At 75.0% G+C, this 25,883-nt stretch carries 21 protein-coding genes; 15 read left to right on the forward strand and 6 right to left on the reverse strand.

The genetic code is table 11. The features are described from left to right. Positions 1-29 precede the first annotated feature (29 nt). Complete coding sequence (locus EV376_RS13040) at positions 30-533, reverse strand: DUF3093 domain-containing protein (protein ID WP_486482893.1); 504 nt, start codon at positions 531-533, stop codon at positions 30-32. A gap of 90 nt (positions 534-623) precedes the next feature. On the opposite strand from EV376_RS13040, the gene dut reads away from it, so the two are divergent. The 4 genes from dut to EV376_RS13060 all read left to right on the forward strand — a co-directional run bounded on the left by dut (position 624) and on the right by EV376_RS13060 (position 3,062). Next, complete coding sequence (dut, locus tag EV376_RS13045; RefSeq protein ID WP_130323064.1) at positions 624-1,130, forward strand: dUTP diphosphatase; 507 nt, start codon at positions 624-626, stop codon at positions 1,128-1,130. Between the two features lie 91 nt (positions 1,131-1,221). After that, positions 1,222-1,878 carry a DUF3710 domain-containing protein gene (locus EV376_RS13050; RefSeq protein ID WP_130323066.1) on the forward strand — a complete coding sequence of 219 codons (657 nt, stop codon included), beginning with the start codon at positions 1,222-1,224 and terminating at the stop codon, positions 1,876-1,878. A 129-nt stretch (positions 1,879-2,007) separates the two neighbouring features. Continuing rightward, complete coding sequence (locus tag EV376_RS13055) at positions 2,008-2,388, forward strand: OB-fold nucleic acid binding domain-containing protein (RefSeq protein WP_130323068.1); 381 nt, start codon at positions 2,008-2,010, stop codon at positions 2,386-2,388. Continuing rightward, entirely contained in the window at positions 2,385-3,062 is a 678-nt protein-coding gene (locus EV376_RS13060; RefSeq protein WP_130323070.1) for a DUF3159 domain-containing protein, read from the forward strand. Before EV376_RS13055 ends, EV376_RS13060 begins: the two co-directional genes overlap by 4 nt. Before the next feature lie 18 nt (positions 3,063-3,080). On the opposite strand, the gene EV376_RS13065 is transcribed toward EV376_RS13060, so the two are convergent. Further along, a complete protein-coding gene (locus EV376_RS13065; protein WP_130323072.1) occupies positions 3,081-3,770 on the reverse strand; it encodes a potassium channel family protein in 690 nt (229 codons plus the stop codon). A gap of 2 nt (positions 3,771-3,772) precedes the next feature. Beyond that, positions 3,773-4,438 (reverse strand): potassium channel family protein, encoded by a 666-nt coding sequence (locus tag EV376_RS13070; RefSeq protein WP_130323074.1) that lies wholly within the window; start codon positions 4,436-4,438, stop codon positions 3,773-3,775. 151 nt (positions 4,439-4,589) lie between these two features. Here EV376_RS13070 and EV376_RS13075 point away from each other — a divergent pair, with 151 nt between their 5' ends. The 4 genes from EV376_RS13075 (at position 4,590) to dxs (ending at position 11,186) form a co-directional block, all read left to right on the forward strand. Continuing rightward, positions 4,590-6,680, forward strand: a complete 2,091-nt coding sequence (locus EV376_RS13075; RefSeq protein WP_130323076.1) for an APC family permease — start codon at positions 4,590-4,592, stop codon at positions 6,678-6,680. Next, a complete protein-coding gene (locus EV376_RS13080; protein WP_130323078.1) occupies positions 6,677-7,906 on the forward strand; it encodes a TRAM domain-containing protein in 1,230 nt (409 codons plus the stop codon). Before EV376_RS13075 ends, EV376_RS13080 begins: the two co-directional genes overlap by 4 nt. Next, positions 7,907-9,127, forward strand: a complete 1,221-nt coding sequence (locus EV376_RS13085) for an anhydro-N-acetylmuramic acid kinase (RefSeq protein WP_486482613.1) — start codon at positions 7,907-7,909, stop codon at positions 9,125-9,127. A 106-nt stretch (positions 9,128-9,233) separates the two neighbouring features. Beyond that, complete coding sequence (gene dxs / locus EV376_RS13090; protein WP_207228144.1) at positions 9,234-11,186, forward strand: 1-deoxy-D-xylulose-5-phosphate synthase; 1,953 nt, start codon at positions 9,234-9,236, stop codon at positions 11,184-11,186. Positions 11,187-11,321: 135 nt separating this feature from the next. Here dxs and EV376_RS13095 read toward each other — a convergent pair whose 3' ends face one another. Next, entirely contained in the window at positions 11,322-12,518 is a 1,197-nt protein-coding gene (locus tag EV376_RS13095; RefSeq protein ID WP_130323084.1) for a hypothetical protein, read from the reverse strand. A gap of 140 nt (positions 12,519-12,658) precedes the next feature. Between EV376_RS13095 and EV376_RS13100 the strand changes: the two genes are divergently transcribed. Beyond that, entirely contained in the window at positions 12,659-14,599 is a 1,941-nt protein-coding gene (locus EV376_RS13100; RefSeq protein WP_130323085.1) for a DUF6311 domain-containing protein, read from the forward strand. Beyond that, complete coding sequence (locus EV376_RS13105; protein WP_130323087.1) at positions 14,599-16,422, forward strand: DUF6311 domain-containing protein; 1,824 nt, start codon at positions 14,599-14,601, stop codon at positions 16,420-16,422. The genes EV376_RS13100 and EV376_RS13105 overlap by 1 nt, the downstream gene beginning before the upstream one ends. Before the next feature lie 46 nt (positions 16,423-16,468). Here the strand turns inward: EV376_RS13105 and EV376_RS13110 are convergent, their stop codons facing one another. Next, the gene (locus EV376_RS13110) at positions 16,469-18,307 is read right to left on the reverse strand and encodes a DUF6311 domain-containing protein (protein ID WP_130328640.1); all 1,839 of its coding nucleotides are present in this window, start codon (positions 18,305-18,307) and stop codon (positions 16,469-16,471) included. Between the two features lie 192 nt (positions 18,308-18,499). Between EV376_RS13110 and EV376_RS13115 the strand changes: the two genes are divergently transcribed. From EV376_RS13115 to EV376_RS13125, 3 genes are all read left to right on the forward strand, one after another. After that, positions 18,500-19,774, forward strand: coding sequence for an outer membrane protein assembly factor BamB family protein (locus tag EV376_RS13115; protein WP_130323089.1), 1,275 nt, complete (start codon positions 18,500-18,502; stop codon positions 19,772-19,774). 194 nt (positions 19,775-19,968) lie between these two features. After that, positions 19,969-21,237: an outer membrane protein assembly factor BamB family protein gene (locus tag EV376_RS13120; RefSeq protein ID WP_130323091.1), complete on the forward strand. Its 1,269-nt coding sequence runs from the start codon at positions 19,969-19,971 to the stop codon at positions 21,235-21,237. A 167-nt stretch (positions 21,238-21,404) separates the two neighbouring features. After that, positions 21,405-22,676, forward strand: coding sequence for an outer membrane protein assembly factor BamB family protein (locus EV376_RS13125; RefSeq protein ID WP_165437996.1), 1,272 nt, complete (start codon positions 21,405-21,407; stop codon positions 22,674-22,676). A gap of 2 nt (positions 22,677-22,678) precedes the next feature. On the opposite strand, the gene EV376_RS13130 is transcribed toward EV376_RS13125, so the two are convergent. After that, the gene (locus EV376_RS13130; RefSeq protein ID WP_130323095.1) at positions 22,679-23,899 is read right to left on the reverse strand and encodes a peptidase C39 family protein; all 1,221 of its coding nucleotides are present in this window, start codon (positions 23,897-23,899) and stop codon (positions 22,679-22,681) included. 138 nt (positions 23,900-24,037) lie between these two features. Between EV376_RS13130 and EV376_RS13135 the strand changes: the two genes are divergently transcribed. Continuing rightward, positions 24,038-24,703, forward strand: a complete 666-nt coding sequence (locus tag EV376_RS13135; protein ID WP_130323097.1) for a response regulator transcription factor — start codon at positions 24,038-24,040, stop codon at positions 24,701-24,703. After that, complete coding sequence (locus tag EV376_RS13140; protein WP_130323099.1) at positions 24,703-25,869, forward strand: sensor histidine kinase; 1,167 nt, start codon at positions 24,703-24,705, stop codon at positions 25,867-25,869. Before EV376_RS13135 ends, EV376_RS13140 begins: the two co-directional genes overlap by 1 nt. The last annotated feature ends 14 nt before the right edge of the window (positions 25,870-25,883 follow it).

A 25,883-nucleotide genomic window follows, 5' to 3' on the forward strand; every position in this document is an offset into this window, starting at 1 on the left:
GCGGGTCGCTCCGGTCGGGACGGGTCGGCTCAGGCCGGCCCGGTCGGGCTGGTGCGGGCGGCGTCCCGGGCGGCGAGGATCGCCTCGGCGAACTCGACCGGCCGGCGGGTGCTCACCACCCAGAACGGCGTGGGGTCTGCCGGGTCGTCGAGCACCACCTGGACGGCGCCTGGAATCCACGGTCGCTGCACCACGAACGCCAGCGGGTCCGCGCCGACCCCGAGCACCTCGCGCCGGCCGGCGGCGTCCAGGGGGACGACGTCGGCGACGAACCGGACCGGCAGGCGGGCGTCGTCCACCCGCAGCTCGCCGTCGCGGACCGCCACCCGGATCCGGCCCAGCCACCACAGGCCCACGATCGCCGCCGGGAGCAGCACCGCGAACGGCAGCCACGCCCGGAGGCCGGCCGCGCCCATCCAGATCTCGGTGGCGAGCAGCCCGGCCGCGACGAGCCCGCCCAGCCAGAGCCACCACGGCAGAGCCAGCCGCTCGGCGTACGAGGCGGCCGGTGACGTCGACGGTGACGGAGACACGCTCACGAGGTGAAGGGTACGGCGCACGACGGGCCGACGACCGGGCAGGATGGCAGGGTCACCTTCGGAACCAGACGGAAGAGGGGAACCGTGACCGACGTCGTACCCGTGCCCGTACGGCAGCTCGACCCCGGGCTGCCGCTGCCGGCGTACGCCCATCCCGGCGACGCCGGGGCGGACCTGGTCGCCGCCGCGGACGTCGAGCTGCCACCGGGCGGTCGCGCCCTGGTGCCGACCGGCGTGGCCATCGCCCTGCCGGAGGGCTACGTGGGCCTGGTGCACCCCCGTTCGGGTCTGGCGGCCAGGCTCGGTGTGACCGTGCTCAACGCGCCCGGTACGGTCGACGCCGGCTACCGGGGTGAGATCCTGGTCAACCTGATCAACCACGATCAGCAGGCGCCGGCCCGGATCTCCCGGGGCGACCGCATCGCGCAGCTGGTCGTGCAGCGGGTGGCGCGGGCGGAGTTCCAGCCGGTGGCGGAGCTGCCCACCACCCGGCGGGGGACCGGCGGGCACGGCTCCACCGGCGGGCACGCCGGGCTGGTGCCGGCGCCGGCGGGCACGGACGGCCGACGGCCCGCGCCGGAGCCGTCGTGACGGTGCCCCGGGCCGCAGATTGGTCGGCGTCGGGCGGGCGGCCGGACGGAAGAGGTGGCAGGGTGAGTGCGAACAGCGGAGGGTGTGCGCAGTGATCTTCTCCCGGAAGCGTGCCGAGCGGCACGAGGGGACCGACGTCCGTGAGGCCAACGAACTGGAGGCGCCGGTGACCCCGGGGCCGCCGGCGCGCGGCCCCTACGACGTCAGTGAGGCGCCCGGCGGTGTGCAGCGGCTCGACCTGGGCAGCCTGCAGATCCCCGCGGTCCCCGACGTCGAGGTGCGGGTGCAGGCCGATCAGCAGGGCGTGATCCAGCAGGTCGTGCTCGTGCACGGGCAGAACGCGCTCCAGCTCGGCGTCTTCGCCGCCCCGCGCAGCGAGGGCATCTGGGACGAGGTGCGCGAGGAGATCCGCCAGTCCCTGTTCAACGACGGCGCCGCCGCCCAGGAGGTCAAGGGCGAGTACGGCATCGAGCTGCAGGCCCGGGTCCGTACCCCCGACGGCCTCACCGACCTGCGGTTCGTCGGCATCGACGGGCCGCGCTGGATGGTTCGCGGCGTCTACCAGGGCGAGGCGGCCACCAAACCGGGCGCGGCCGGGCCGCTGGCCGCCTGCCTGGAGGGCCTGGTGGTCGACCGGGGCCAGGAGGCCAAGCCGGTCCGCGAGCCGCTGCCGCTGCGGCTGCCCCGGGAGGTCGCCGAGCAGGCCGGTCCGGACGGGAGCGTTCCCGCCACCTCCGGCGAGGCCTGATCCGCGAAGGTCGCCCGCACCGGGGCCGGCTGTCTCGGCGTACGCTGGCGGAGCGGTCCCGGTGTCCTGGGGTGCCGCTCCACCGCCGGCCGACGGGGCCGGCCGGCCCGGGAAGGTGACGCGGAGGTCATGTCGACCGACGAGCGGCGGGGAACGCTTCGGCGCGTGCTGCGGCGGCTCACCGCGACCGAGGCGGAGATCGAGGCGCAGGAGCTGCGCCGGGAGAGCGCCGAGCACGGCGGGGTGCCGGCCGGGCAGTGCCGCCGTGGTGAGGTGGTCTCCGTTGCCGGCCGGCTGCGCACCGTGGTCTACACCCCGCGGACCAACCTGCCGACGCTGGAGGCGGACCTGTACGACGGCAGCGACGTGGTGACCCTGGTGTGGCTGGGCCGGCGGCACATCGCCGGCATCGAACCCGGGCGGCACCTGACCGCGCGCGGCCGGGTGGCCGTGCGGGACGACCGCAAGGTCATCTACAACCCGTACTACGAGTTGGAGCCGCCGAAGTGACCACCGGACAGCACCGCACCGCCCAGTCGGGCACCGGCCCGGGCGAGGAGGAGCCGCTCCCGACGATCGCCGAGCAGATGGCCGACCAGTTGGGCGGCTGGCGCGGGCTGCTCGAGTCCAGCATCCCGGTGGTCGTCTTCGTGGTCGCCAACATCGTCGGCGACCTGCGCCCGGCGGTGATCGCCTCGGTGGCGGTCGCGGTGGCCATCGCCGTGCTGCGGCTGGCCCAGCGGCGGCCGGTCCGGCACGCGGTCAACGGTCTGTTCGGCATCGCGATCGGCGCGGCGATCGCCTGGCGCACCGGCGACGAGCGGGACTTCTACCTCCCCGGCATCCTCTACGGCATCGGCTACGGCCTGGTGCTGCTGCTGTCAGCGGCGATCCGGCAGCCGCTGGTGGGCTGGATCTGGTCGGTGCTGGTGGCGAAGGGCGCCTCCGAGTGGCGCCAGGACCCGCGCCTGGTGCGCACGTTCACCGGCCTCACCGTGCTGTGGGGGGTGGTCTGGCTGGCCAAGGTCGGCGTGCAGGCCGGGCTCTACCTCGCCCACCAGGACACCGCGCTGGGCGTCGCCCGGCTCGTGCTGGGCTACCCCCCGTACGTGCTGCTGCTGCTGATCACCGTCTGGACGGTGCGGCGGGTGACCCGGGAGCCGCGTCCGGTGCCGGCCGCCTGACGGTCGGCGAAGCCGGGGTCAGCGGGCCTCCCGGGTCCGCTCGACGCTGTCCGGGCCCAGCACCACCGCGCGGACGGCGTCCTCGACCTCCGCGGTGCACACGAAGATCAGCTCGTCGCCCGCCTCGATCGGGTCGTCCGGGCTGGGCACCAGTACCCGCTTGCCACGCAGGATCGCCACCAGCGCCGAGTCGCGCGGCAGCGGCACCGCGCGCAGCGGCTGGCCGACGTACGGGGCGGTCGGCGGCAGCGTGATCTCGACGAGGTTCGCCTCGCCCTGTCGGAAGGTCATCAGCCGGACCAGGTCGCCGACCGTGACGGCCTCCTCGACCAGGGCGGCCATGACCCGCGGCTTGCTGACCGCGACGTCCACTCCCCACTGCTCGGTGAAGAGCCACTCGTTCTCGGCGCGGTTGACGCGGGCGACCACCCGGGGCACCGCGAACTCGGTCTTGGCCAGCAGCGAGACCACCAGGTTGACCTTGTCGTCGCCGGTGGCGGCGACCACCACGTCGCAGCCGGCGAGGTCGGCCTCCTCCAGGCTGGCCAGCTCGCAGGCGTCGGCCAGCACCCAGTCCGCGTCCGGCACCCGGTCGGGCCGGAGCATCTTGGGCTGGCGCTCGATCAGCATCACCTGGTGGCCGTTGTCGATCAGCTCCTGGGCGATGGAGCGGCCCACGTTCCCGGCGCCCGCGATGGCGACCCGCATGGTCACTGCCCCCCTTCCGGCGGCAGCGCCGCCGCCGACGTGACCGCGTCGGCGATGTCGTCGGTGACCAGCATGAAGACCTGGTCGCCCTCCTGCACGACGGTGGAGAGCGTGGGTAGGGTGCCGATCCCGAACCGGATGAGGTACGCCACCCGGGCCCCGGTCACCTTCTCCAGCGCGCGTACCGGCCGGCCGGTCCAGTCCTTGTGGACCGGCACCTCGATGATCGAGACGGTGCTCGTGGCGTCGCGGAAGATCTCCACGTTCCCCTCGGGAACCAGGTGGCGCAGCATCCGGTCGGCGGTCCACCGCACGGTGGCCACGGTCGGGATGCCGAGGCGCTCGTAGACCTGGGCCCGGCGCTGGTCGTAGATGCGGGCGGCGACCCGGGTGACACCGAACGTCTCCCGGGCCAGCCGGGCCGAGATGATGTTGGAGTTGTCGCCGCTGGAGACGGCCGCGAAGGCGTCCGCCCGCTCGATGCCGGCCTGGCGGAGCACCTCGCCGTCGAATCCGGCGCCGGTCACCGTGATGCCGGCGAAGGCCGGACCCAGCCGGCGGAAGGCGTCGGAGTCCTGGTCGATGACCGCGACCGAGTGCCCGCGGGCCTCCAGGCTGTGCGCGAGGGTCGAGCCGACCCGCCCACAGCCCATGATCACCACATGCACCGCGCCCCTCCTCCGCGTCCGCGCCGACCGGTCGTCTGCGAGCCTGCCACGTTCCCCGCGCGAGCGCGGACCGACGGTACTCCGGCGGTACACCCATCCGTGATCGGCCACCCCGGCGAGGGCGCCGCCGCTGGTCGTACGCTTGGCGGTTGTGGCCCGACCCACCTCGCTGCTGAAGCGGCTGCTCCTCGGTCGACCGTTCCGGTCCGACCGCCTCCAGCACACCCTCCTGCCCAAGCGCATCGCCCTGCCCGTCTTCGCCTCCGACGCGCTCTCCAGCGTCGCGTACGCCCCCGACGAGATCCTGCTGATGCTGTCGATGGCCGGCGCCTCGGCGTTCGTGTTCTCGCCGTGGATCGCCCTGGCGGTGGTCGTGGTGATGCTCACCGTGGTGGCGAGCTACCGGCAGAACGTGCACGCCTACCCGTCGGGTGGCGGCGACTACGAGGTGGCCACGGTCAACCTGGGCCCCCGCGCCGGGGTGGGGGTGGCGAGCGCCCTGCTGGTCGACTACGTGCTGACGGTCGCGGTGTCGGTCTCCTCCGGGGTGGCGAACCTGGGCTCGGTCATCCCCTTCGTCGCCACCCACAAGGTGCTCATCGCGGTGGGCGCGGTGGTCCTGCTCACGGCGATCAACCTGCGCGGGCTCAAGGAGTCGGGCACCGCCTTCGCGATCCCCACGTACGGCTTCATCATCGTGATCGTCGGCATGCTCTTCACCGGCCTGGTCCGGGTCGTGCTGCTCGGTCAGGACCTGCGCGCCCCCAGCGCCGACCTGGTCATCGCCGCGGAGTGGAGCGACACCACCGGCTGGGCGATGGCGTTCCTGCTGCTGCGCAGCTTCTCCTCCGGCTGCGCCGCGCTCACCGGCGTCGAGGCGATCTCCAACGGGGTGCCCGCCTTCAAGGCGCCGAAGAGCCGCAACGCCGCCACCACGCTGCTGCTGCTCGGCCTGGTCGCGGTGACCATGCTGCTCGGCATCGTCTGGCTGTCCCGGCTGACCGGCCTGCAGTTCGTGGAGGACCCGGCCCGGCAGATCGTCTCCGGTCCGGACGGCTACGTCCAGAAGACCGTCACCGCGCAGCTCGGCGAGACCATCTTCGGTTCGGGCTCGGTGCTGCTGTTCCTCGTGGTCGGCGTCACCGCCCTGATCCTCTTCCTGGCCGCGAACACGGCGTTCAACGGCTTCCCGGTGCTCGGGTCGATCCTGGCCCAGGACCGCTACCTGCCCCGGCAGCTGCACACCCGCGGCGACCGGCTCGCCTTCTCCAACGGCATCCTCTTCCTGGCCACCTTCGCGATCCTGCTGATCGTCGGCTTCCAGGCCGAGGTGACCAAGCTGATCCAGCTCTACATCGTCGGTGTCTTCGTCTCGTTCACGCTGTCCCAGGCCGGCATGATCCGGCACTGGAACCGGCACCTGACCCACGAGCGGGACGCGCAGGTGCGCCGCCGGATGGCCCGCGCCCGGGCGATCAACGGCTTCGGCATGGCGATGACCGGCACCGTGCTGGTGATCGTGCTGGTGACCAAGTTCCTGCTCGGCGCGTGGATCGCGATCGTGGCGATGGGCGTGCTGTACGTGCTGATGCTGGCCATCCGCCGGCACTACGACCGGGTCGCCGTCGAGCTGGCCCCGGACGAGGGACGCCCGGTGCTGCCCGCCCGCAACCACGCGGTCGTGCTGGTCAGCAAGGTGCACCAGCCGACGCTGCGGGCCATCGCGTACGCGCAGGCCACCCGGCCGGACAGCCTGACCGCGGTGACGGTGAACGTCGACGACAAGGACACCCGGCGGTTGCAGGCCGAGTGGGAGCGGCGGGACGTCCCGGTTCCGCTGACCGTGATCGACTCGCCGTACCGGGAGATCACCCGGCCGATCCTCAACTACGTGGCCGGCGTCCGCCGGGATTCGCCCCGCGACGTGGTCACCGTCTTCATCCCCGAGTACGTGGTCGGCCGCTGGTGGGAGAACCTGCTGCACAACCAGAGCGCGCTCCGGCTCAAGGGGCGGTTGCTCTTCGAGCCCGGCGTGATGGTGACGAGCGTGCCGTGGCAGCTCGCCTCGACCGCGAACAAGGACCTGGACCGGCTGGACGAGACCCTCAGCCGGGGCCCGGCCCGCGGGCCCCGGGTGGCGCCGCGCAGCACGCTGCCGCCGAGCGTCCCGCCGGTGGTCTCCGCGCCGCCGGGGGAGCGCTCCGGCGGTGGCGACCGGCCGGCCGGTGGGGGTGGCCGGTGACCGGGCGGGGCCTGGCGGAGGCTGAGCGGGTCGAGCTGACCGTCGGGGCGGTCGCGCCGGGCGGGCACTGCGTCGCCCGCGTGGACGGCCAGGTGGTCTTCGTCCGGCACGCGCTGCCCGGCGAGCGGGTGGTCGTCGAGGTCACCGAGGTGCACCGCGGGTTCGTCCGGGCCGACGCGGTGACGGTGCTCCAGGCGGCGCCGGAGCGGGTCGAGCCGCCCTGCCCGTACGCGAAGCCGGGCCGCTGCGGCGGCTGCGACCTGCAGCACGTCGCGCCCGAGGCGCAGCTCGACTGGAAGGCGGCCGTGGTCCGGGAGCAGCTCACCCGCCTGGGCGGGCTGACCGACGCGGAGCTGGCCGCGCTGGGCGTCCGGGTCGAGGCGCTGCCCGGCGGGTCGCTGGGCTGGCGTTCCCGGGTGCGGTACGCGGTCGACGGCGCCGGCCGGGCCGGGCTGCTCAAGCACCGCTCGCACGAGGTGGTGCCCATCGACCGGTGCCGGATCGCCCACCCGGCGATCCAGGAACTGCCGGTGCTGACCGCGAGCGGCGCGCGGTGGCCGGACGCGGACGCCGTCGAGACGGTCGCCTCGACCGGTGGGGACGTCACGGTGACCGCCCTCGCCGACGGTGTGGCGCGGCCGGTGAGCGGGCCGCAGCGGGTCCGCGAGGTGGCCGCCGGGCGGCGGTGGACGCTGCCCGCGTCGTCGTTCTGGCAGGTGCACCCGGCGGCGGCGGACACCCTCGTCGAGGCGGTCCTGGCACAGCTCGAGCCGGCGCCCGGCGAGACGGCCTGGGACCTGTACGGCGGGGCCGGTCTGTTCGCCGCCGCGCTGGCCGGCCGGGTCGGCGACACCGGCCGGGTCACCCTGGTGGAGGCCGCCGGGTCGGGCGTCGCCGCCGCCCGGGAGAACCTGCGCGACCTGCCCCGGGTCGGGATCGTCCCGGGCCGGGTGGAGACGGTGCTGGCCCGGCGGCGGGTCACCGGCCCGGTCGACGTGGTGGTGCTCGACCCGCCCCGCTCCGGCGCGGGAGCCCGGGTGGTGCGGGAGCTCGCCGCCGCCGGGCCGCGCGCGGTGTCGTACGTGGCCTGCGACCCGGCCGCCTTCGCCCGGGACGTGCGCACGTTCGCCGGGCTGGGCTGGCGGCTGGCCGCCCTGCGCGGCTTCGACCTGTTCCCGATGACGCAGCACGTGGAGCTGGTCGGGTTGCTGCTGCCGCCCGGCTGAGTGTTAAGAAGGGACCCTTCCACTACCGCGGACGTCGAGAAGGGGCCTTGCTTGCGCATCGTCGGGTTGATGTCGGGGACCTCGTACGACGGGGTGGACGTGGTGGCCGCCGAGTTCACCCTCGCCGGGGAGACGCTCCGGCTGACCCCGCTCGGGCACCGGAGCATCGACTACGACGACGGGTTGCGGGCCGAGATCGGCGCCCTGCTGCCGCCGTCGGCCACCACCATCGAGGCGGTCTGCCGGCTGGACAACCGCCTCGGCGAGATCTTCGCCGCGGCGGCCGCCGTCGGCGTCGAGCTGGCCGGCGGGGCCGTGGACGTGGTCGTCTCGCCCGGCCAGACGGTCTTCCACTGGGTGGAGGGCGGGACGGTCCGCGGCACCCTCCAGCTGGGCGCTCCGGCGCGGGTGGCCGCCCGGGTGGGCGTACCCGTGCTCAGCGACCTGCGCTCGGCGGACGTCGCCGCCGGCGGCCAGGGCGCGCCGCTGGTGCCCGCCTTCGACGCCCTGTTGCTCGACCCGGCGGAGACCGGGGGCGCGCCGCGCGCCGCCCTCAACCTGGGTGGCATCGCCAATCTCACGGTCGTCGCGCCGGACGGGCCCGTCCTCGGGTACGACGTGGGGCCGGCGAACGCGCTGCTCGACGCCGCGGCCCGGCGCCTGCTCGGGCGCCCCTGCGACCTCGACGGGGCCCGCGCGGCGGCCGGCCGGGTCCACCCGGGCCTGCTCGAGCTGCTGCTCGCCGAGGCGTACTACGCCGCGCCGCCGCCCAAGTCGACCGGCAAGGAGCTGTTCCACGCCGGCTACCTCGACGACCGGCTGGCCGCGCTGGGCGAGCCGGTGCCGGCCGACGACGTGCTCGCCACGCTCACCGAGCTGACCGCCCGGGTGGTCGCCGCCGAGTGCGACCGGCACGGCGTGGTCGACGTGGTGGCGGCCGGCGGGGGAGTGCGCAACCCGACCCTGACCACCCGGCTCGCCGCGCTCGGTTCCGGCCGGTGGCGGCTGCGCACCACCGACGAGCTGGGTGTCCCGGCGCAGGCGAAGGAGGCGTACGCCTTCGCGCTGCTGGGCTGGCTCTCCTGGCACGGGCTGCCCGGAGCCCTGCCGTCGGTGACCGGGGCCACCCGGGCCGCCGTGCTGGGCTCCTGGACCCCGTCCGGCCCGGCGGCCGGCGCGGAGCCGACCCGGCCGCCGCGCCGCCTGCGGGTGGGCAGCTGACCGAGCGCTCAGGGGCGGTCACCCGCGGCCCGCGCCGGCCCCGCCCTGAACTGGGATGATCCGGGCCGGGCTGCGGACTGGGCGGTGGCCGATAGACTCTGCGGTCATGAGTGTTGAACAGGACACGGCCCACCACCCCACGGGGCTGCTGCCCGCCGTACGCGGTCCGCAGGACGTCAAGCGGATGTCCATCGAGCAGGTGGGCGTCCTCGCCGCCGAGATCCGTGACTTCCTGGTCGCCAAGGTCTCCCGCACCGGTGGGCACATCGGCCCGAACCTGGGGGTGGTGGAGCTGACCCTCGCGCTGCACCGGGTCTTCGACTCCCCGCGGGACCGGCTCCTGTTCGACACCGGCCACCAGGCGTACGTGCACAAGATCCTCACCGGCCGGCAGGACGGCTTCGACAAGCTGCGCCAGCGCGGCGGGCTCGCCGGCTACCCGAACCAGGCCGAGAGCGAGCACGACCTGATCGAGAACTCGCACGCCTCGACCGCCCTGTCGTACGCGGACGGCCTGGCCAAGGCGTACGCCCTGCGTGGCGAGTCGCGGGCCGTGGTCGCGGTGGTCGGCGACGGAGCGCTGACCGGCGGCATGTGCTGGGAGGCGCTGAACAACATCGCCACCGCCCGGAACCCCCTGGTCATCGTGGTCAACGACAACGGCCGGTCATACTCGCCGACCATCGGCGGTCTCGCCGACCACCTCTCGTCGCTGCGGCTCAACCCCGGCTACGAGAAGGTGCTCGACACCGTCAAGGAGGCCCTCGGCTCGACCCCGCTGGTCGGCAAGCCGATGTACGAGGTGCTGCACGCGGTCAAGAAGGGCATCAAGGACGCGGTCGCCCCGCAGGCGATGTTCGAGGACCTCGGCATCAAGTACGTGGGCCCGGTCGACGGGCACGACGTCGTCGCCGTGGAGGGAGCGCTGCGCGCCGCGAAGAACTTCGGCGGCCCGGTGATCGTGCACGCGGTGACCCGCAAGGGTTACGGCTACCGGCCGGCGGAGGAGGACGAGGCGGACTGCTTCCACAGCCCGGGAGCCTTCGACGTCGCCAACGGCAAGGCGACCGCCGCACCGAGCGTGAAGTGGACCAACGTCTTCGCCGACGAGCTGGTCGCGATCGCCGACGAGCGGCCGGACGTGGTGGGCATCACCGCCGCGATGGCCGAGCCGACCGGCATCGCCAAGCTCGCCCGCAAGCACCCCGAGCGGGTGTACGACGTGGGCATCGCCGAGCAGCACGCCGCCACGTCGGCGGCCGGGCTCGCGATGGGCGGCCTGCACCCGGTGGTGGCGGTCTACGCGACCTTCCTCAACCGGGCGTTCGACCAGGTCCTGCTGGACGTGGCGATGCACAAGCTGCCGGTGACGTTCGTGCTCGACCGCGCCGGGATCACCGGCCCGGACGGGCCGAGCCACTACGGCATGTGGGACATGTCGGTCTTCGGGGTGGTGCCGGGCCTGCGGATCGCCGCTCCCCGCGACGCCGCCACCCTCCGTGAGGAGCTGCGCGAGGCGGTCGCCGTGGACGACGGCCCCACCATCGTCCGCTTCCCGACCGGCGCCGTCGCGGCCGACCTGCCGGCCCTGCGCCGGGTCGGCCCGGTCGACGTGCTGGCCGAGTCGGCCCGCACCGACGTGCTGCTCGTCGCGGTCGGCTCCTTCGGCCAACTCGGCATGGAGGTGGCCGCGCGGGTCGCCGAGCAGGGCTACGGCGTCACCGTGGTCGACCCGCGCTGGGTCCGGCCGGTCCCGGCCGAGCTGGTCGAGCTCGCCGCCGCGCACCGGCTCGTGGTCAGCGTCGAGGACGGCGTCCGGGTCGGCGGCGTCGGGGCCGCCCTCGCCCAGGCGATGCGCGACGCCGACGTCCGGGTGCCGATCAGGGACCTGGGCGTGCCGGCCGAGTGGCACCCGCACGGCAGCCGCGCGCAGATCCTCGCCGACCTGGGCCTGACCGCGCAGGACGTGGCCCGTGACGTCACCGGCTGGATCTCCCGCCTCGACACCGAGCCGATCGAGCCGGTCGTCGCCAGGGACGACGCCGCCCACCGGAACTGACTGACCCGGCCCGGCGGCGGGTGCCCGCTCGGGTGCCCGCCGTCGTGCTTCCCTGCGCCGGCCGTTCGCCGCTCATTCGGGGCCCGGCGCGCGCAAAAGCACGGCGGCTGCCGGGCCGCCGGGGCCGGCCGGGGCCTACCGGGGGGCGGTCAGGGAGCGGTAGTGGGTTCTGGTGGGGGTGGCCAGGCTGACCGTCAGCCGGTCGTCGGTCAGCGGGACGACGGCCAGGCCGGGGCGGTCGACGACGCGGGTGGTGCCCGGGGGCACCGACAGCGACGTCTCCCGGGCCGGACGCCAGGTCAGCACGCCCAGCGCCCGCCCGCCCACCGTGAGGACGTACGCCTGCAACGGCTCGGTCCGGTCGGCGGGTGACGCCACCGGCGTGCTCCCGTCGGCCGGCCGGTACACGAGCGCGGTCATCGTGTCGTCGGCGGTCTCCCAGGTGAGCTGCTGGAGCTCGCCGGGCTCGCCGCCGTCGACCGCCAGCTCACCCACGGTCCGGATGGCGAGCTTCGCCATCGGCCAGGACTCCGGCACCGAGTCCGCCGACTCCCGGTCCCCGACCCGGCGGCGGACGCTGCCGAAGGGGCCCTCCTCGCCGGCCAGCGCGCAGGTGTCCAGCCCGGCGAGGGCCCGTCGCCCCGAGCCGGACTCGTCGCGTACCAGCGGGTAGCGAGGTGCGTCCAGGCCGGTGCCGAGGTCCAGCAGCCGGTCGGCGGCCCGGCCCCGGGGCAGCGACTCGGTGGCGCGCAGCGTGGCGGTCACCGGCACCGCGGAGCAGGCCGGGACCGGGACCGGCGCGGACAGGCCGTCCTGGACCGTCAGGGGCGTTCCGTCCGGGCCCAGCACCCGCTCGACCCGGGCGGAGACCAGGTACCGCCGACCCTCCCCGGTGCGGACCGGGAGGACGTCGGAGTAGACGAGGTAGCCGGGGTCGGTGTACTCGGTGGCGTGGGTGACGGCGTACCGGCCGTCCCGCTCGGTGACCTGGAGCAGCCAGGAGGCGCTCTCGCCGGGCACGTTCGCGGCGACCAGGGCGAGGCGTCCCCCGCCCGCCTCACCGGCCCAGAGGATGCCGGAGGAGGGCACGTGCACCCGGTCGTCGACGGGTGACCGCCACGCCCGGACCGCACCGCTCACGGCCGCCGCCACCGCGGCGTCGCCGGCCAGCGCGCCGCGGGCCGGCCAGACGGTGAGCGAGCCGTCCCGGCTGTCATACCCCACCGGCAGGTCGCGCGGCTCCCGGCCGGCGACCGGCCCGCAGGCGGTCATGGTGGTCACCAGGGCCAGCAGGGCGGTGACCGTTCTGCCGGGCCGGCGGGCTGCAGCCACCTGAAGGCCCCCTCGTTCGCCTCGGCGTCGTCGTGCGGAACGTCATGGTACGAGACGCCGTGATGATCCCTACCACCGCCCACAAGGGATCCTCCGGTGACTTTGGTGTGATTTACCCGCTCGGGTAGACTCCGCCGACTGTGACGCCTGCCGAGACCCGCGCCGAGTCCGCCCCGGAATCCGCAGCTCCGGAGGCGTCCGGTCCGACCGGCGTCGATGCCGGGACCGACGTCGCGACCACCCCTTCCGCGAACGGCCGGCGGGCGGACGGGCGTACGGCCGCGGCCGGCGTCGCGAGCGACCCGGCGGAGCCCGGGCGCCGGGACCGGCGGCTCCGGCTGCCCCGGTGGACGCCCCGGCGGCAGCACCTGACGGTGATCGGCGGGTTCCTGCTCGCCGCGCTGTGGGTGACGAGCCGGATCTGGGTCGACCCGGACGGCCGGGTGGCCTCGCTCTACAGCAGCGACCCGGCGCAGGTGCAGTTCTTCGTCGCCCACTCGGTGCGCGTGGTGCTGCACGGCGAGTTCCCGTTCTTCACCGAGCAGTTCAACTACCCGGACGGGGTCAACCTGATGGCCAACACGGCCATCCTCGCGCTGGGCATCCCGATGGTGCCGGTGACGCTGCTCTTCGGCCCGGCGGTGACCTTCGTGCTGCTGGTGACGCTCGGCCTCGCCGGCACCGCCACCGCCTGGTACGTCGTGCTCGCCCGGCACGTCGTCCACAGTCGGCTGGCGGCGGCGGTCGGCGGTTGGTTCTGCGGGTTCTCCCCGGCGATGCTGTCGCACGCCAACTGGCACCCCAACATCATCAGCCAGTTCCTGCTGCCGTTCATCGTGTGGCGGGTGCTCGTCATCACCCGTTCCCGACGCCCGTACCGCGACGGCCTGCTGCTGGCCCTGCTGGTGACCGTGCAGGCGTTCATCAACGAGGAGATCCTGCTCTTCACCGCGCTGGCCTGCGGCGTGTTCCTGGCGGCCGTGGTCGCCCAGCGTCCGGGGCTGTGGCACGCGGCGTGGCGTCCGCTGGCGAAGGCGCTCGCCACCTGCGCCGTCGTGGCGGGCGCCCTGCTCGCGTACCCGCTGTACGTCCAGTTCGCCGGGCCGATGGCGTACCACGGGCTGAGCGACGCGGTCCGCGACTACGGCAACGACATCGCCGCGTTCGTGGCCCCGGGCTCCCCGACGGTGGGCGGCAACGAGCGGGCCAACGTCAACCTCGCCCCGAACTACTCGGAGGAGAACGCCTTCTTCGGGTGGAGCCTGGCCCTGATCGCCGTGGGCATCGTCCTGTGGCTGCGGCGCGAGGTGATCGTCCGGGCCCTCGCGGTGACCGGGGCCTTCTTCGCGGTGCTCTCCCTCGGCGAGCGGATCTCCTGGTGGGACCGGGAGATCATGGTCGGACCGTGGGAGTGGCTGGTCCGGCTGCCGCTGCTGGACGCGGTCGTACCCACCCGGTTCGGGCTCATCACCACGGTGGTCGTCGGGCTGCTGCTGGCGATCGCGGTCGAGCGGACCCGGACGCTGCCGGTGGAGCGGCGCACGCTGCGTACGCTCACCGCGGCCGGGCTGGTCCTCGCGCTGCTGCCGATCGCGCCCATGCCGCTGCGGGTGACGTCCCGCCCGGCGGTGCCCGACTTCATCACCGCCGACCGGTGGCGCGGCTACGTCGGGGAGGACCAGACGCTCGTACCCATCCCGGTGCCGAGCATGGGCAACACCCACGGCATGCGCTGGGCCGCCGCCACCAACCTCGAGTTCAAGATCCCCGGCGGCTACTTCCTGGCGCCGCGCAACGGCAACACCGGCGACCCGGGCCGCTTCGGTGGCCGCCCCAGCGGGATCGGGAAGCTGCTGGAGGAGGTCGCGACCACCGGGCGTACGCCCCGGCTGGACGACCGCCAGCGCCGGCGCTCGCTGGACGACCTGCGGCACTGGCGGGCCGCGATCCTGGTGCTGCCGGTGGACCAGCAGCACGCCGAGCCGCTGCGGCAGACCGTCGAGCAACTCGTCGGCCCCGGCCGTCGCGAGCTGGACGTCTGGGTCTGGGACGTCCGCGCGTTGACCGATCCGGCGGCCTGATGCCGGTCCGCACCACGGCCGGCACCGCACCGGCCGGACGGGTCCGGCTGCCCGGGTGGGCGCCGGACGCCCTCGTGGCGGCCGGCTACGTCGCTCTCGCGGCGCTGCTCACCGTGGGGCAGTGGGGCCGGCCGGACCGGCTGTTCCACCAGGCCGGCGACCAGATCCTGTTCGAGTGGATGCTCGCCCGCGCGGCCCGGTCCGTGGTCGACGGCGAGAACCCGCTGTACGCGACGGCGCTCAACGCGCCTGACGGCGTCAACCTCATGGCCAACACGTCGGTGCTGGGCCTGGGGGTGCCGCTGACGCCGGTCACCCTGCTCCTCGGGTCGCAGGCGGCGTTCCTGGTGGCGGTGGCCGGGTGCCTCGCCGGCACGGCCACCGCCTGGTACGTCCTGCTGCGCCGCCGGCTGGTCGACTCCCGGGTGGCGGCGGCGCTCGGCGGTCTCCTCTGCGGCTTCGCGCCCGGCATGGTCGCCCAGGCGGGCGCGCACCTGCACATGGCGGCCCAGTTCCTGGTGCCGGCCATCCTGGCGGCGGTGTTCCCCGCCGACGGCCGGCGGATCGTCCGGCCCGGCGTGTGGCTCGGCCTGCTCGCCGTCTACCAGGCCTTCCTCGGCGAGGAGGTGCTGCTCTTCCTCGCCCTCGCCACCGGGGTGTTCGGGCTCGCGTACGCGGTGGCGGACCGGGAAACGGCCCGCCGGGCGGCGCCGGCGCTGCTCGGCCGGCTCGGCGTGGGCATCGCCGTGGCGCTGCCGCTGCTGGCGTATCCGTTGTGGTTCCAGTTCGCCGGACCGGGCCACTACCGGGGGATGCCCTTCCACGCCACGGCGTACCAGCTCGACCTGGCCTCCTTCACGGCCTCGGCCCGGCAGACCGTGTTCGGCGACGACCACCTGCCCCGGCTGCTCGCCCCGAACCCGACCGAGGAGAACTCGTTCTTCGGCCCGGGCCTGCTGGTCCTGGCGGTGGTCATCGTGTTCTGGCTGCGCCGCCGGCCGCTCGTCCGGGCGCTCGCCGCCGGCGGCGCGCTGTTCGCGGTGCTGTCGCTCGGAGCCCAGGTACGCCTCGACGGCCGGCCGACCGGGGTGCCCGGGCCGTACCGGCTGCTCGACGGCGTACCCCTGCTCGACCTGGCGGTGCCGGCGCGACTGGCGCTGGTGTGCGTGCCGGTGCTCGGCGTCCTGGTGGCTCTCGCGACGGACCGGGTGCTGGCGGCCACCGTCGGTGCGGCGGAGCCGTCCGGACCCGCGCCGGAGCCACCCGGAGCCCGCCCGGCGCGGCCCGCGGTGCCGGTGCGGCTGTTCTGGGGCGCCCTGCTGACGGCCGCCCTGCTGCCGCTGGCGCCGACGCCGATCCGGACGGCACCGGTCTGGCCCGTGCCGGCCTTCCTGACCGACGGCGGCTGGCGGTCCTACGTCCCACCCGGCCGGACGGTGGTGCCGGTGCCGCCGGTCACCGGGGCGGCCGCCAGCCCCGGCATGCTCTGGTCGGCCCGCACCGGGCTGGCCTTCGACGCGCCCGGCGGCTTCTTCATCGGCCCTCGCTCGGCGGACGACCCGACGGCGCGCTGGGGTGCCCCGGACCGTCCCACCGCCGCACTGCTGCGCCGGGTCGCCGAGACCGGCGAGGTGCCGGCCGTGACCGACGCGGATCGCCGGCAGGCCGTCGAGGACCTGCGGCACTGGCGGGCCGCGATCGTCGTCCAGGGTGGACTGCACTTCGGCTACCCGGTCAAGGAGACGCTCGACGCGCTGCTCGGCCCGGGCCGCGAGATCGACGGCGCGTGGGTGTGGGACGTCCGCCCGCTGGTCGGCGGTTAGGAAGGGACCTGCTACTACCGCAGGCGTTGAGAAGGGGCCCTTCCCGTCACCCCACCAGGGGGCGGACGTCCCAGAGCCAGACGTCGTCGACGCGCTGCGGCGTGCCGAGCAGCGCGGTCATCAGGTCGCGCAGCACCGCCTCCCGGGGGTGGGCGCCGAGCACCACCACCGACGCCCGCCAGAAGCGCAGGTCCTCGACGGCCTGCCGGCGTTCCACGTCGGTGATGTTCGGCGTCGCGTTCCGGTCCATCGTCTGGTAGATCAGCGTGCTGGTCGGGCGGTTCGGTGCGCCGAAGACGCCCTCGTCCAACTCGTTCGGGCCGATGAAGTACCCGCCCGGGATCGGGAACGCGTGGCCGGTCAGCGCGCTCCACCGCAGCGTGGACAGGCCGTGCACGTTGCTGGGGATCGGCACCGGCACCAGCGTCCGGCCCGCCGGCACGTACGGGCGCCAGCCGCCGGCGGTGATGAAGTGCGGTGGCGGCTCGACGGGCTCCGCGGGCAGCGGCCGGGGGGTCAGCGGCAGCACGGCGAGGACGATGGCCACGTACCCCACCGGGCGCAGCCGGCGCCACGGCGGCCGGGGCCCGTCGTCGCCGGTGCGCTGGGCGGGTACGGGCGGCCGGCCGGCCCCGGACACCGCCTCCCAGGCGAGGGCGAGCAGGACGCCGACGGCGGCCACGACCACCAGGCTCAGCCGGGTCGGCATCATCATCTCGACCAGCGGCAGGTCGTCCGGGATGTACGCCCACGGGCCGTCGGTCTCGGTCTCGACACCGTCGAAGCGGATCTTCGGGCCGAGCGACGCCACGGTGAACACCACCGTCAGCACCGCGAGGACGCGGGCGACCAGGGACCGGCGGACCAGCAGCACGAGGGCCACCACGGCGAGCACCACCAGCGGCCAGCCGAACCAGGTGTTCTGCTCGGTGAGGCCGATCGTCCGCTCCACCGCCTCGTTGCCGGCGATGGTGTCCCGCGGGAAGGTGACGAAGGCCTTCAGGTCCTCGCCCCAGTTGTGGAACACGCCGCCCTGCAGGCCCCGGTAGGACTGCGGGCCGTTGAACTGGAACCAGATCGGGTACGCGGTGAGCAGCAGCGCCAACCCGCCGCCGGTGCCGAGCGCGGCGGCGAACGTGCCGGCCTGCCGCCAGGCCGCCCGGGGCCGCAGCACCGCGTACGTGGCGACGACGACCAGGCAGGCCAGCGCGGTGAGCAGCAGCATCTCCTCGTTGATGAAGACCTGGTAGGCGACCAGCAGGCCGAGCACGACGCCGTTGCGCCGCCAGCGGCCCGGCTCGCCCAGCCGCAGCACCCGCAGCACGATCAGCGGGAGCAGGAAGTTGGAGACGAAGTTGGGCTGGCCGTTGGCGTGGTGCACGATGCCGGGCGCGAACCCGAGGAAGGCGCCGCCGACGAACGCCGCGCCCCGGGAGCGCACCAGGTGCCGGGAGAGCACCCAGTACGACGTGGCGGCGGTGGCGGCGAGCGCGGCGCCGAGGTAGAGCGCGTACACCACCTGGGAACCGAGCAGCATGGTCAGCGGCGCCAGCGGCAGGGTCACCCCGAGCAGCGACGTGTTCGCCATCATGTTCACCCCGTCCGGCGCGTTCTGCCGGGTGGTGAACAGCGGGTTCTCCAGGTGCCGCAACGAGTACGCACCGTGCGAGAAGAGCCACTCGAACCAACTGTGGTCGGTCGGCAGGTGGGAGGAGACCCGGTTCTGCACGTCCACCCAGTAGTTGAGGCAGACCAGCACGCCGAGGGCCAGGTAGCAGCCGACGGCCAGCACGTCCGCGCGGGCGGGGCGCCAGCGGGCCCGTCGCGACGACTGCGCGACGGCCGGCTCGGAGCCGGTCTTCAGCGAGGGATCAACCACGGGCACAGCCACGACGCGCCATCGTACAGGTGGGTTGCGCCGGATTTGCCAACCGCGTGCTCCGGTAGCCGTTTTGTCGGTGGGTGACGCGTACGACCTCCGGGAGCGCCCGGTGTGGCCGGAGGCGTACCGCTTAGGCTGCGCTCGCCCCCGGTCGCCGGGCCGGGGGCGGCGCGGCACGGCGAAGGGCGAGATCCGATGACCCTGATCGACCTGGGGGAGCTCCGCGACGACCACCGTCCGGGCCCACCGGTCCGCCGACGTCGGCCGGGGGCGGGGGCGTGGGGGTTCCCGGCGGCCCTCCTGCTCGCCCTGCTCACGCTCGCCGCCTCGGTTCCGGCTCCCGGGCGGGCGGCGGTCGTCGTCCCGGCCGGGCTCGGCTCCGACCGGATGGTCCTGGGGGACCTGCTCCTGGTCGTCAGCCCGCGGACGCCGCAGGGATCGGGGCGGTCGCTGACCGCCTACCGGCTGCCCGCCGCGGAGCGGGTGTGGCAGGTTCCGGTGCCGGTAGACGGCGAGTTCTGGGGCGGCATCGTGCGGGGCGACGTGGTGTTGATCTCGGGGCACTCGCCGCAGGAGGAGCGCAGCGCCACGGTGGCGCTGGACCTACGCACCGGGGAGTCCCGCTGGCAGCGGTCCGGGGCCGCCGTCGACCTGGCCGACGGGACCGTGCTGCTCGAGGAGTCCAGCGTGGCGGGCGGGTACAGCTTCCGCGCCGTCGATCCCTGCTGCGGCACGCCGCGCTGGGAACTCCGGCTGCCGATCGGGGAGGTCCGCTACCGGTTCACCGAGCAGGGCATGGACCGGCTGGTGACCCGCGATCCCGAGGGCCGCGTCGAGGTGCGCGACACGGGCACCGGTGCCGTCCTGGCCGCCGCCGACCTGAGCCCCACCGGTGCCGACGATTGGTCCATGGACATCGCCGGCGACCTGTTGTTCGTCTCCGCCGCCACGGGGCCCGAGGTGACCGCGTACGGGTTGGAACGGTTGGACCGGCGGTGGCGCGCGAGCGTGCCGGCCAACGTGTTCGCCTCGGACTGCGGGGATGCCGTCTGCTTCCAGAGCCGCTCGGGCGAGGTCCGTGTCGTCGACGCCGCGACGGGGCGCCCACTGTGGAGGCTGGCGGCCCGGAGTGACCTGTGGGCGCTGCCGGGCGGGCTGCTGGCCGTCCGGTTCGACGTCACCGGTGGCAGCCGGCCGGACCTGGCGGTGCTCGATCCGGCCACGGGTGCGGTCCGGGCGGAGCTGGGCCGGTGGGACGTGGCGGGGTCACAGCGTCGCGACGACCCCCTGGTCGGCGTGCGGCCGCACCCGGACGGTGGGCTGTTCGTCGCCGAGCTGGACCCGGCGGCGGGCGTCGTCCGGCCGCTCGATGTGCTGCCCGACGCCGGCGGGGACTGCGAGGTGACCGGCCGGCAGCTGCTGTGCCGGCGGCACGACGCCTCCCTCGGCCTGTGGCCACTGCGGCGGTGACGGCGACCGTTCCCTCGGGGCCGGCTCGTCGCGGCACCGAACCGCACCGGTAGCCGGGCGGACCGGGACCCACGGACGGGGTGGCTGCGCTTAGGCTCTCCGCCGGCGGGCCTGCGCCCGCCACCAGTGAGCCGCGGTGCGATCGCCCGCGGACCGGGGCCGGGTGAGCGGTGCGCGAGTGGAGGGACGGCGCGGTGACGGTGATCGACCTGGGCGAGTTGCCCGCCGCCCATCAGTCGCGGCCGCCGGTGCGCTCGCGCCGGCGGGCCCGCCCGCTGCCGCTGTTCGCCGTGGTGCTGTTGGCCGCTCTGGTCACGCTGGCCGGCTCGACGCCGCTGCCGGTGCGGGACGTTCTCGTCGTGCCGGCTCCTCTCGGGGCCGACCGGATCGTCGGCGGCGAGTTGCTGTTGGTCGTGAGCCCACCCGAGCGGGTCGGCGCGGACCGCTCGGTCACCGCCCACCGGCTGCCGTCCGGAGCGGAGGTGTGGCGGGCGCCGCTGCCGGTGTCGGGCGAGTTCCGGGGTTTCGTCGTCGGCCCGGACACGCTGTTCCTCAGCGGCAACGACCTGCGGTCCCGCGACAGCCTGACGGTGGCGCTGGACCCGGCGACCGGGGCCCGCCGCTGGCGACAGCCGGGTGTCGCCCTCGCCCCCGCCGGTGCCGGCCTGCTCCTGACCGACCACGAGGACGACGGGACCGAGACGCTGCGGGTGGTGGACGCGTGCTGCGGCACGCCGCGCTGGCAGGCGACCGTACCGCAGGGGGCCGCCTACCGTTTCACGGACGCCGGAGTCGATCGGGTCGTGCTCAGCTACTTCGCGGGGGGCGTCACGGTGCTGGACGCGGCGACCGGGGCGGAACTGGTGGCCGCCGACCTCCCCGGCGTCGCGGACCGCCCGGCCGACGGCACACAGGTGGCGGCCGACCTGCTGCTGACCGTCGACGGTGCGCGGGTGACCGCGTACGGGCTGGACCGGCTGGACTGGCGCTGGCAGGCGACCGTTCCCGGTGCCTGGCACGCGGGGGAGTGCGGCGGCGCGGTCTGCGTCCACAGCCGGGCGGGCAGCGTTCGGGCACTGGACGCCGCGACCGGGCGTCCGTTGTGGAACCTCGACGGCCGCAACAGGGTGTGGGAGACGAACGGCCGGCTGCTCGTCGCCCGGATCGGCGTCACCGGCACCGGACGCCCCGACCTTGCGGTGCTCGACCCGGCCACCGGCGCGGTCCGGGTGGAGTTGGGCCGATGGGAGCTGGCCTTCTCGTCGCGCCCCGACGATCCGCTGATCGGCGTGCGGCCACATCCCGGCGGTGGCCTGTTCGTCGCCGAGCTGGACACGGTGGCGGGTGCGGTCCGACCGCTGGACGTGCTGCCCGATGCCGCCGGGGACTGCGAGGTGGTGGGCCAGCACCTGCTGTGCCGGCGGCACGACGGTTCGCTCGGCCGGTGGCCGGTGCGCCGCTGACGCGCCGGCGGCTGAGCCGCTGGGCCGCGCCCGGCGGCTGGCCCGGGCCGGATCCCACGGGCGGGGTACGCCGCTTACGCTTCCCGCTGGTGGCCGGCGGCGGCCACGGTGCGGACCGCCGGGCGACCGAGGCGGGTAAGGCGGTGCGCGATCGGAGGGACGGCGCGGTGACGGTGATCGACCTGGGCGAGCTGCGCGACGCCCACGAGCCGCTGCCGCCGGTGCGTCCACGCCGGCCGGCCCGCCGGCCGCTGCTCGCCGTCGTGCTGCTGGTCGCCCTGGTCACGTTGACCGCCTCGGTCCCGCTGCCGGTCCGGGAGGCCGTCGCCGTGCCGTTCGGTCAGGGGGCCGACGTCGTCGTCGCCGGCGACCTGCTGCTCGTGCTCGACCCGCCGGTCCGCCCGGGTGGGCCACGTACGGCCACGGCGTACCGGCTGCCCGGGGCCGAGCGGGTGTGGCAGTCGACGCTGCCGATGCGGGACCTGTACTGGGGCTCGGTCCCGTTCACCGGCCTGTTGCTGATGTCCGGGTACGATCCGCGGACCGACGATGCCGAGACCGTGGCGGTGGACCCGGGGACCGGGGCGCACCGCTGGCAGCAGCCGGGCCGGGCCCTCGGGACGGCGGGCGGTGGTCTGCTCCTGGAGGCTCTCAACGAGGACCGCAGCGGAACGGTGCGGGCGGTGGACCCGTGCTGCGGAACGGTGCGCTGGGAGGTCCCGGTACCGGCCGGAGGTCCGGTCTACCGGGCCAGCGGCCGGAGGGTCGACCGGCTGGTGCTGCTCGATCCGGCGGGCCGGGTCGAGGTGCGTGACGCCCGCGGCGGCCACGTCCTGGCCACCGCGGACCTACCCGTCCCGCGGGCCGACTTCGGGCCCCCGGCACAGGTTCTCGGCGAACTGCTGGTGACGAATGACGGTGGGCGGCTGACCGCGTACGGACTGGACCGGCTGGACCGGCGCTGGCAGACGACGATGTCGGAGGTGAGCTACGCGATGGACTGCGGCAACGTCATCTGTGGCCACTCCCGGTCCGACGTCCTGACCGCGTTCGACGCCGCCACCGGGCGTGCCCTCTGGACCCGCGCGGGCTGGAGCCCGGTCTGGGTGGAGGAGAGCGGTCTGCTCGTCACCCCGATCGACCGCACCTCCGGGGACCTGCTCGACCTGGTGCTGCTCGACCCGGTGAGCGGGGACGTGCGGGCGGAGCTGGGGCGGTGGAGCCTGGTCGGCCGGTGGGCCGGGGAGGATCCGATGCTCGTCGTGCGACCACGCACGCAGCCGCCGGGTCTCGTGGTCGCCGAGCTCGATCTGGCGGCGGCCACCGCCCGGGTGGTCGACGTGCTGCCCGAGGCGGCCCGGGACTGTGGAAGCGCCGCCGGCCTCCTGTTCTGCCAGCGGCGGGACGGGTCACCGGGCCTGTGGCGGCTGCCCCGCTGACCTCACCAGTTCGCCTGGGCCGGCGGCGTCGGCAGCGGCACCTCCGGCGGGCGGACGACGTACACCACGCCGCCGCTGCCGGCCTGCCAGGCGCGCGCGAAGGCGTCCCGGGCGACGGTGCGCCGGACCCCGTCGTCGTCCGGGGCGTACGGGTCGTTGAGCACCGGCTCGCCGTCGGCGGTGAACCCGACCAGCACCACCAGGTGACCCGCCGTGTCGTAGTCCAGCCCGGGCACCTCGCCGGCCCGGAACGAGGCCGAGACGATCAGCGGGATGCCGGCGGCGACGAACGCCTCCGCCTCGGCCAGCGACCGGAGCCGGGTGACGAACGCGTCCATCCCGTGCAGCCCGGCGTACGCGGTGTTGAACGGCCAGTTCCCGGCCCCCGCGTACGCGTGGTCGTAGCAGTGCCGGACGGCGTGCACGACGACCGGGCGGGGCCCGGGCGGGCTCACCCACGCGTAGCGCTCCGGCACCGGCTCGGCACCCCAGTACGCGAGGACCATCGAGGTGCAGGTGGGGCTGCACCAGGAGTCCCCGCCGCCGGCCCACTGCGGGTGCGTCCCGGCGTGGCGGCGCTGCGAGTAGCGGGGAACGTCCAGCACGGTGCCCCAGGCCGCGCCGGCGTTCCCGTCCGGGCCGCTGCCGGCGGTCCGGTCCGGGCCGGCGGCGACCGTGCCGCCACCGGCGGTCCGGGCCGGGCCGCTGGCGACCGCGCCGACGGTACGCAGCACCGGACCCTCGACGGCGTCCGCCGGCCGGAGCAGGGTCACCCGGACCTGCCAACCGGTCGCCCGGGCCGCCAGCACCAGGGTGTCCGTGTCCACCGTGGCGGCCGCGTCCCGCTGCCCCGGGATCGAGGTGCGTCGCACGGCGTGGTCGTCGCCCGCCCACTCGGCCAGCGCGTACCAGCCGGTGACCGGGGCGTCGTCGTGCCAGCCCCGCAACTCGACCCGCAGCCAGCCGTCGCCGGGCGTGTCGGCCGTCCAGGACGGGACGACCTCGCGGACCTCGAATCCGACCGGCACCGGCGGTGAGGTCCAGCTGCCGGCCGCGTACCGCCGGTGGCTGCCGTCGGGATGGCGGTGCGTGACGGGGCCGGCCCGGTCGGCCAGCACCAGACCCCGGTCGGTGGCCCGCAACCCCTGCTCGCAGCCCGGGCGCAGGTCGGCCGGGAACCGGAAGCCCCGGTAGGCGATGTCCCGCCCCACCCCGTCGGTCATGACCCACCCGCCCCTGGCCTGTCGAATACCGCCGGAAGCATCGCGTACCCCGAAGGTTTTCTGCAACCGTGACCGGCGCGGAGCCGGGTTTGGTGGCCGGCACTAGGTTGTCGGGAGGTCAGGCGCGAGGAGGCCGGGATGCGGGTACTGGTGGTCGAGGATGAGCGCAACCTCGCCGACGCGATCGCGCGGGGGTTGCGCAAGCGGGGCATGGCGGTGGACGTCGCGTACGACGGCGACAGCGGCCACGAGATGGCCTTCGTCACCCGGTACGACGTGGTGGTGCTCGACCGTGACCTCCCGGGCGTGCACGGCGACCAGATCTGTGCCGAGCTGGCCACGTCCGGCGCGCTTACCCGGGTGCTGATGCTGACCGCGAGCGGGACGGTGGCCGACCGGGTCGAGGGGTTGCAGCTGGGCGCCGACGACTACCTGCCCAAGCCGTTCGCCTTCGACGAACTGGTCGCCCGGGTGCAGGCGTTGGGCCGGCGCGCCACCCCCGCCGCGCCCCCGGTGCTGGAGGTGGCCGACCTGGTGCTCGACCCGGCCCGGCGGACGGCCACCCGGGGTGGCGCGCCGGTCGACCTGACCAACAAGGAGTTCGGCGTCCTCTGCGAGCTGGTGAAGGCGCGCGGCGCCGTGATCTCCAGCGAGGAGCTGCTGGAACGCGTCTGGGACGCGAACACCGATCCGTTCACCACCATCGTCCGGGTCACGGTCATGACCCTGCGGAGGAAGCTCGGCGACCCGCCGCTCATCGAAACCGTCGTCGGCGCGGGCTACCGCATCGCCGAGGGGGAGTGATGACCCGGCGCCGCCGGCTGCGGCCCACCCTCCGGCTGCGCCTCACCCTGCTCAACGGCGTGCTGCTGGTGGGTGCCGGGGCGATCCTGGTGCTGCTGGCGTGGCTGCTGGTCCGGGACGCGCTGCGCCCCACCGACGAGTTGCTGCCCGGCACCACCGTGGTGCTGGCCGACGGCCGGACCCTGGACGCCGGGCAGTGGCAGCGGCAACTCGTCGACGCGGCCAGCCGGGAGCTGCTGGCCAAGGGCCTCGCGGCGCTGCTGGCGATCGGCGTCGTCGGGGTGGCCGGCGCGTACGCGGTGGCCGGTCGCGCGCTGCGCCCGCTGCACCAGGTGACCGCCACCGCACGGCGGCTCGGCGAGACCACCCTCGACCAGCGGATCGGCTACTCCGGCGCGGACGACGAGGTGGCCGAGCTGGCGCAGACCTTCGACGCGATGCTGGACCGCATCACCACCGCGTTCGAGGTGCAGAAACGGTTCGTCGCCAACGCCTCGCACGAGCTGCGGACCCCGCTGGCCGTGATGCGCACCGAGATCGACGTGACGCTCAGCGACGACGACGCCGACCTCGCCGAGTACCGCCGGATGGCCACCGTGGTGCGGGACGCCTCCGAACGCGCCAACAACCTGGTGGACGCGCTGCTCGTGCTCGCCCGCAGCGAGGCCCAGGCCGGCCACAGCCTCGCCCGGCGCACCGAGTGCGACCTGGCCTCCGGCGCCGCCAACGCGCTGGCGGCGGTACGCCGGGAGGTCGAGCGGATCGGGCTGCGGGTACAGGCTTCGCTGGAGTCGGCGCCGGTGGTCGGCGACCCCGGCCTGCTCGACCGGCTGGCCGGCAACCTGATCGAGAACGCGGTGCGCTACAACCACCTGCACGGCCGGCTCTGGGTGCGGACCGGGTCGGACGGCCGCCGGTCCTGGCTGGTGGTGGGCAACACCGGCTTCGAGGTGGACCAGGCCGACGTGCCGGGCCTGTTCGAGCCGTTCCGCCGGGGTGGCCGGGAACGGACCGGGGCGCGCGGCTCCGGCCTCGGCCTGTCGATCGTGCGGGCGGTCTGCGACGCGCACGGCGGGACCGTCAGCGCCGTTGCCCAGCCGGGCGGTGGCCTCGAGGTGACGGTGCGACTGCCGGCGGTGGAGCCGGACCCCGACGCCACGCTGTGACCCCGACCCGCAGC

The organism is Micromonospora sp. CNZ295, from assembly GCF_004217535.1.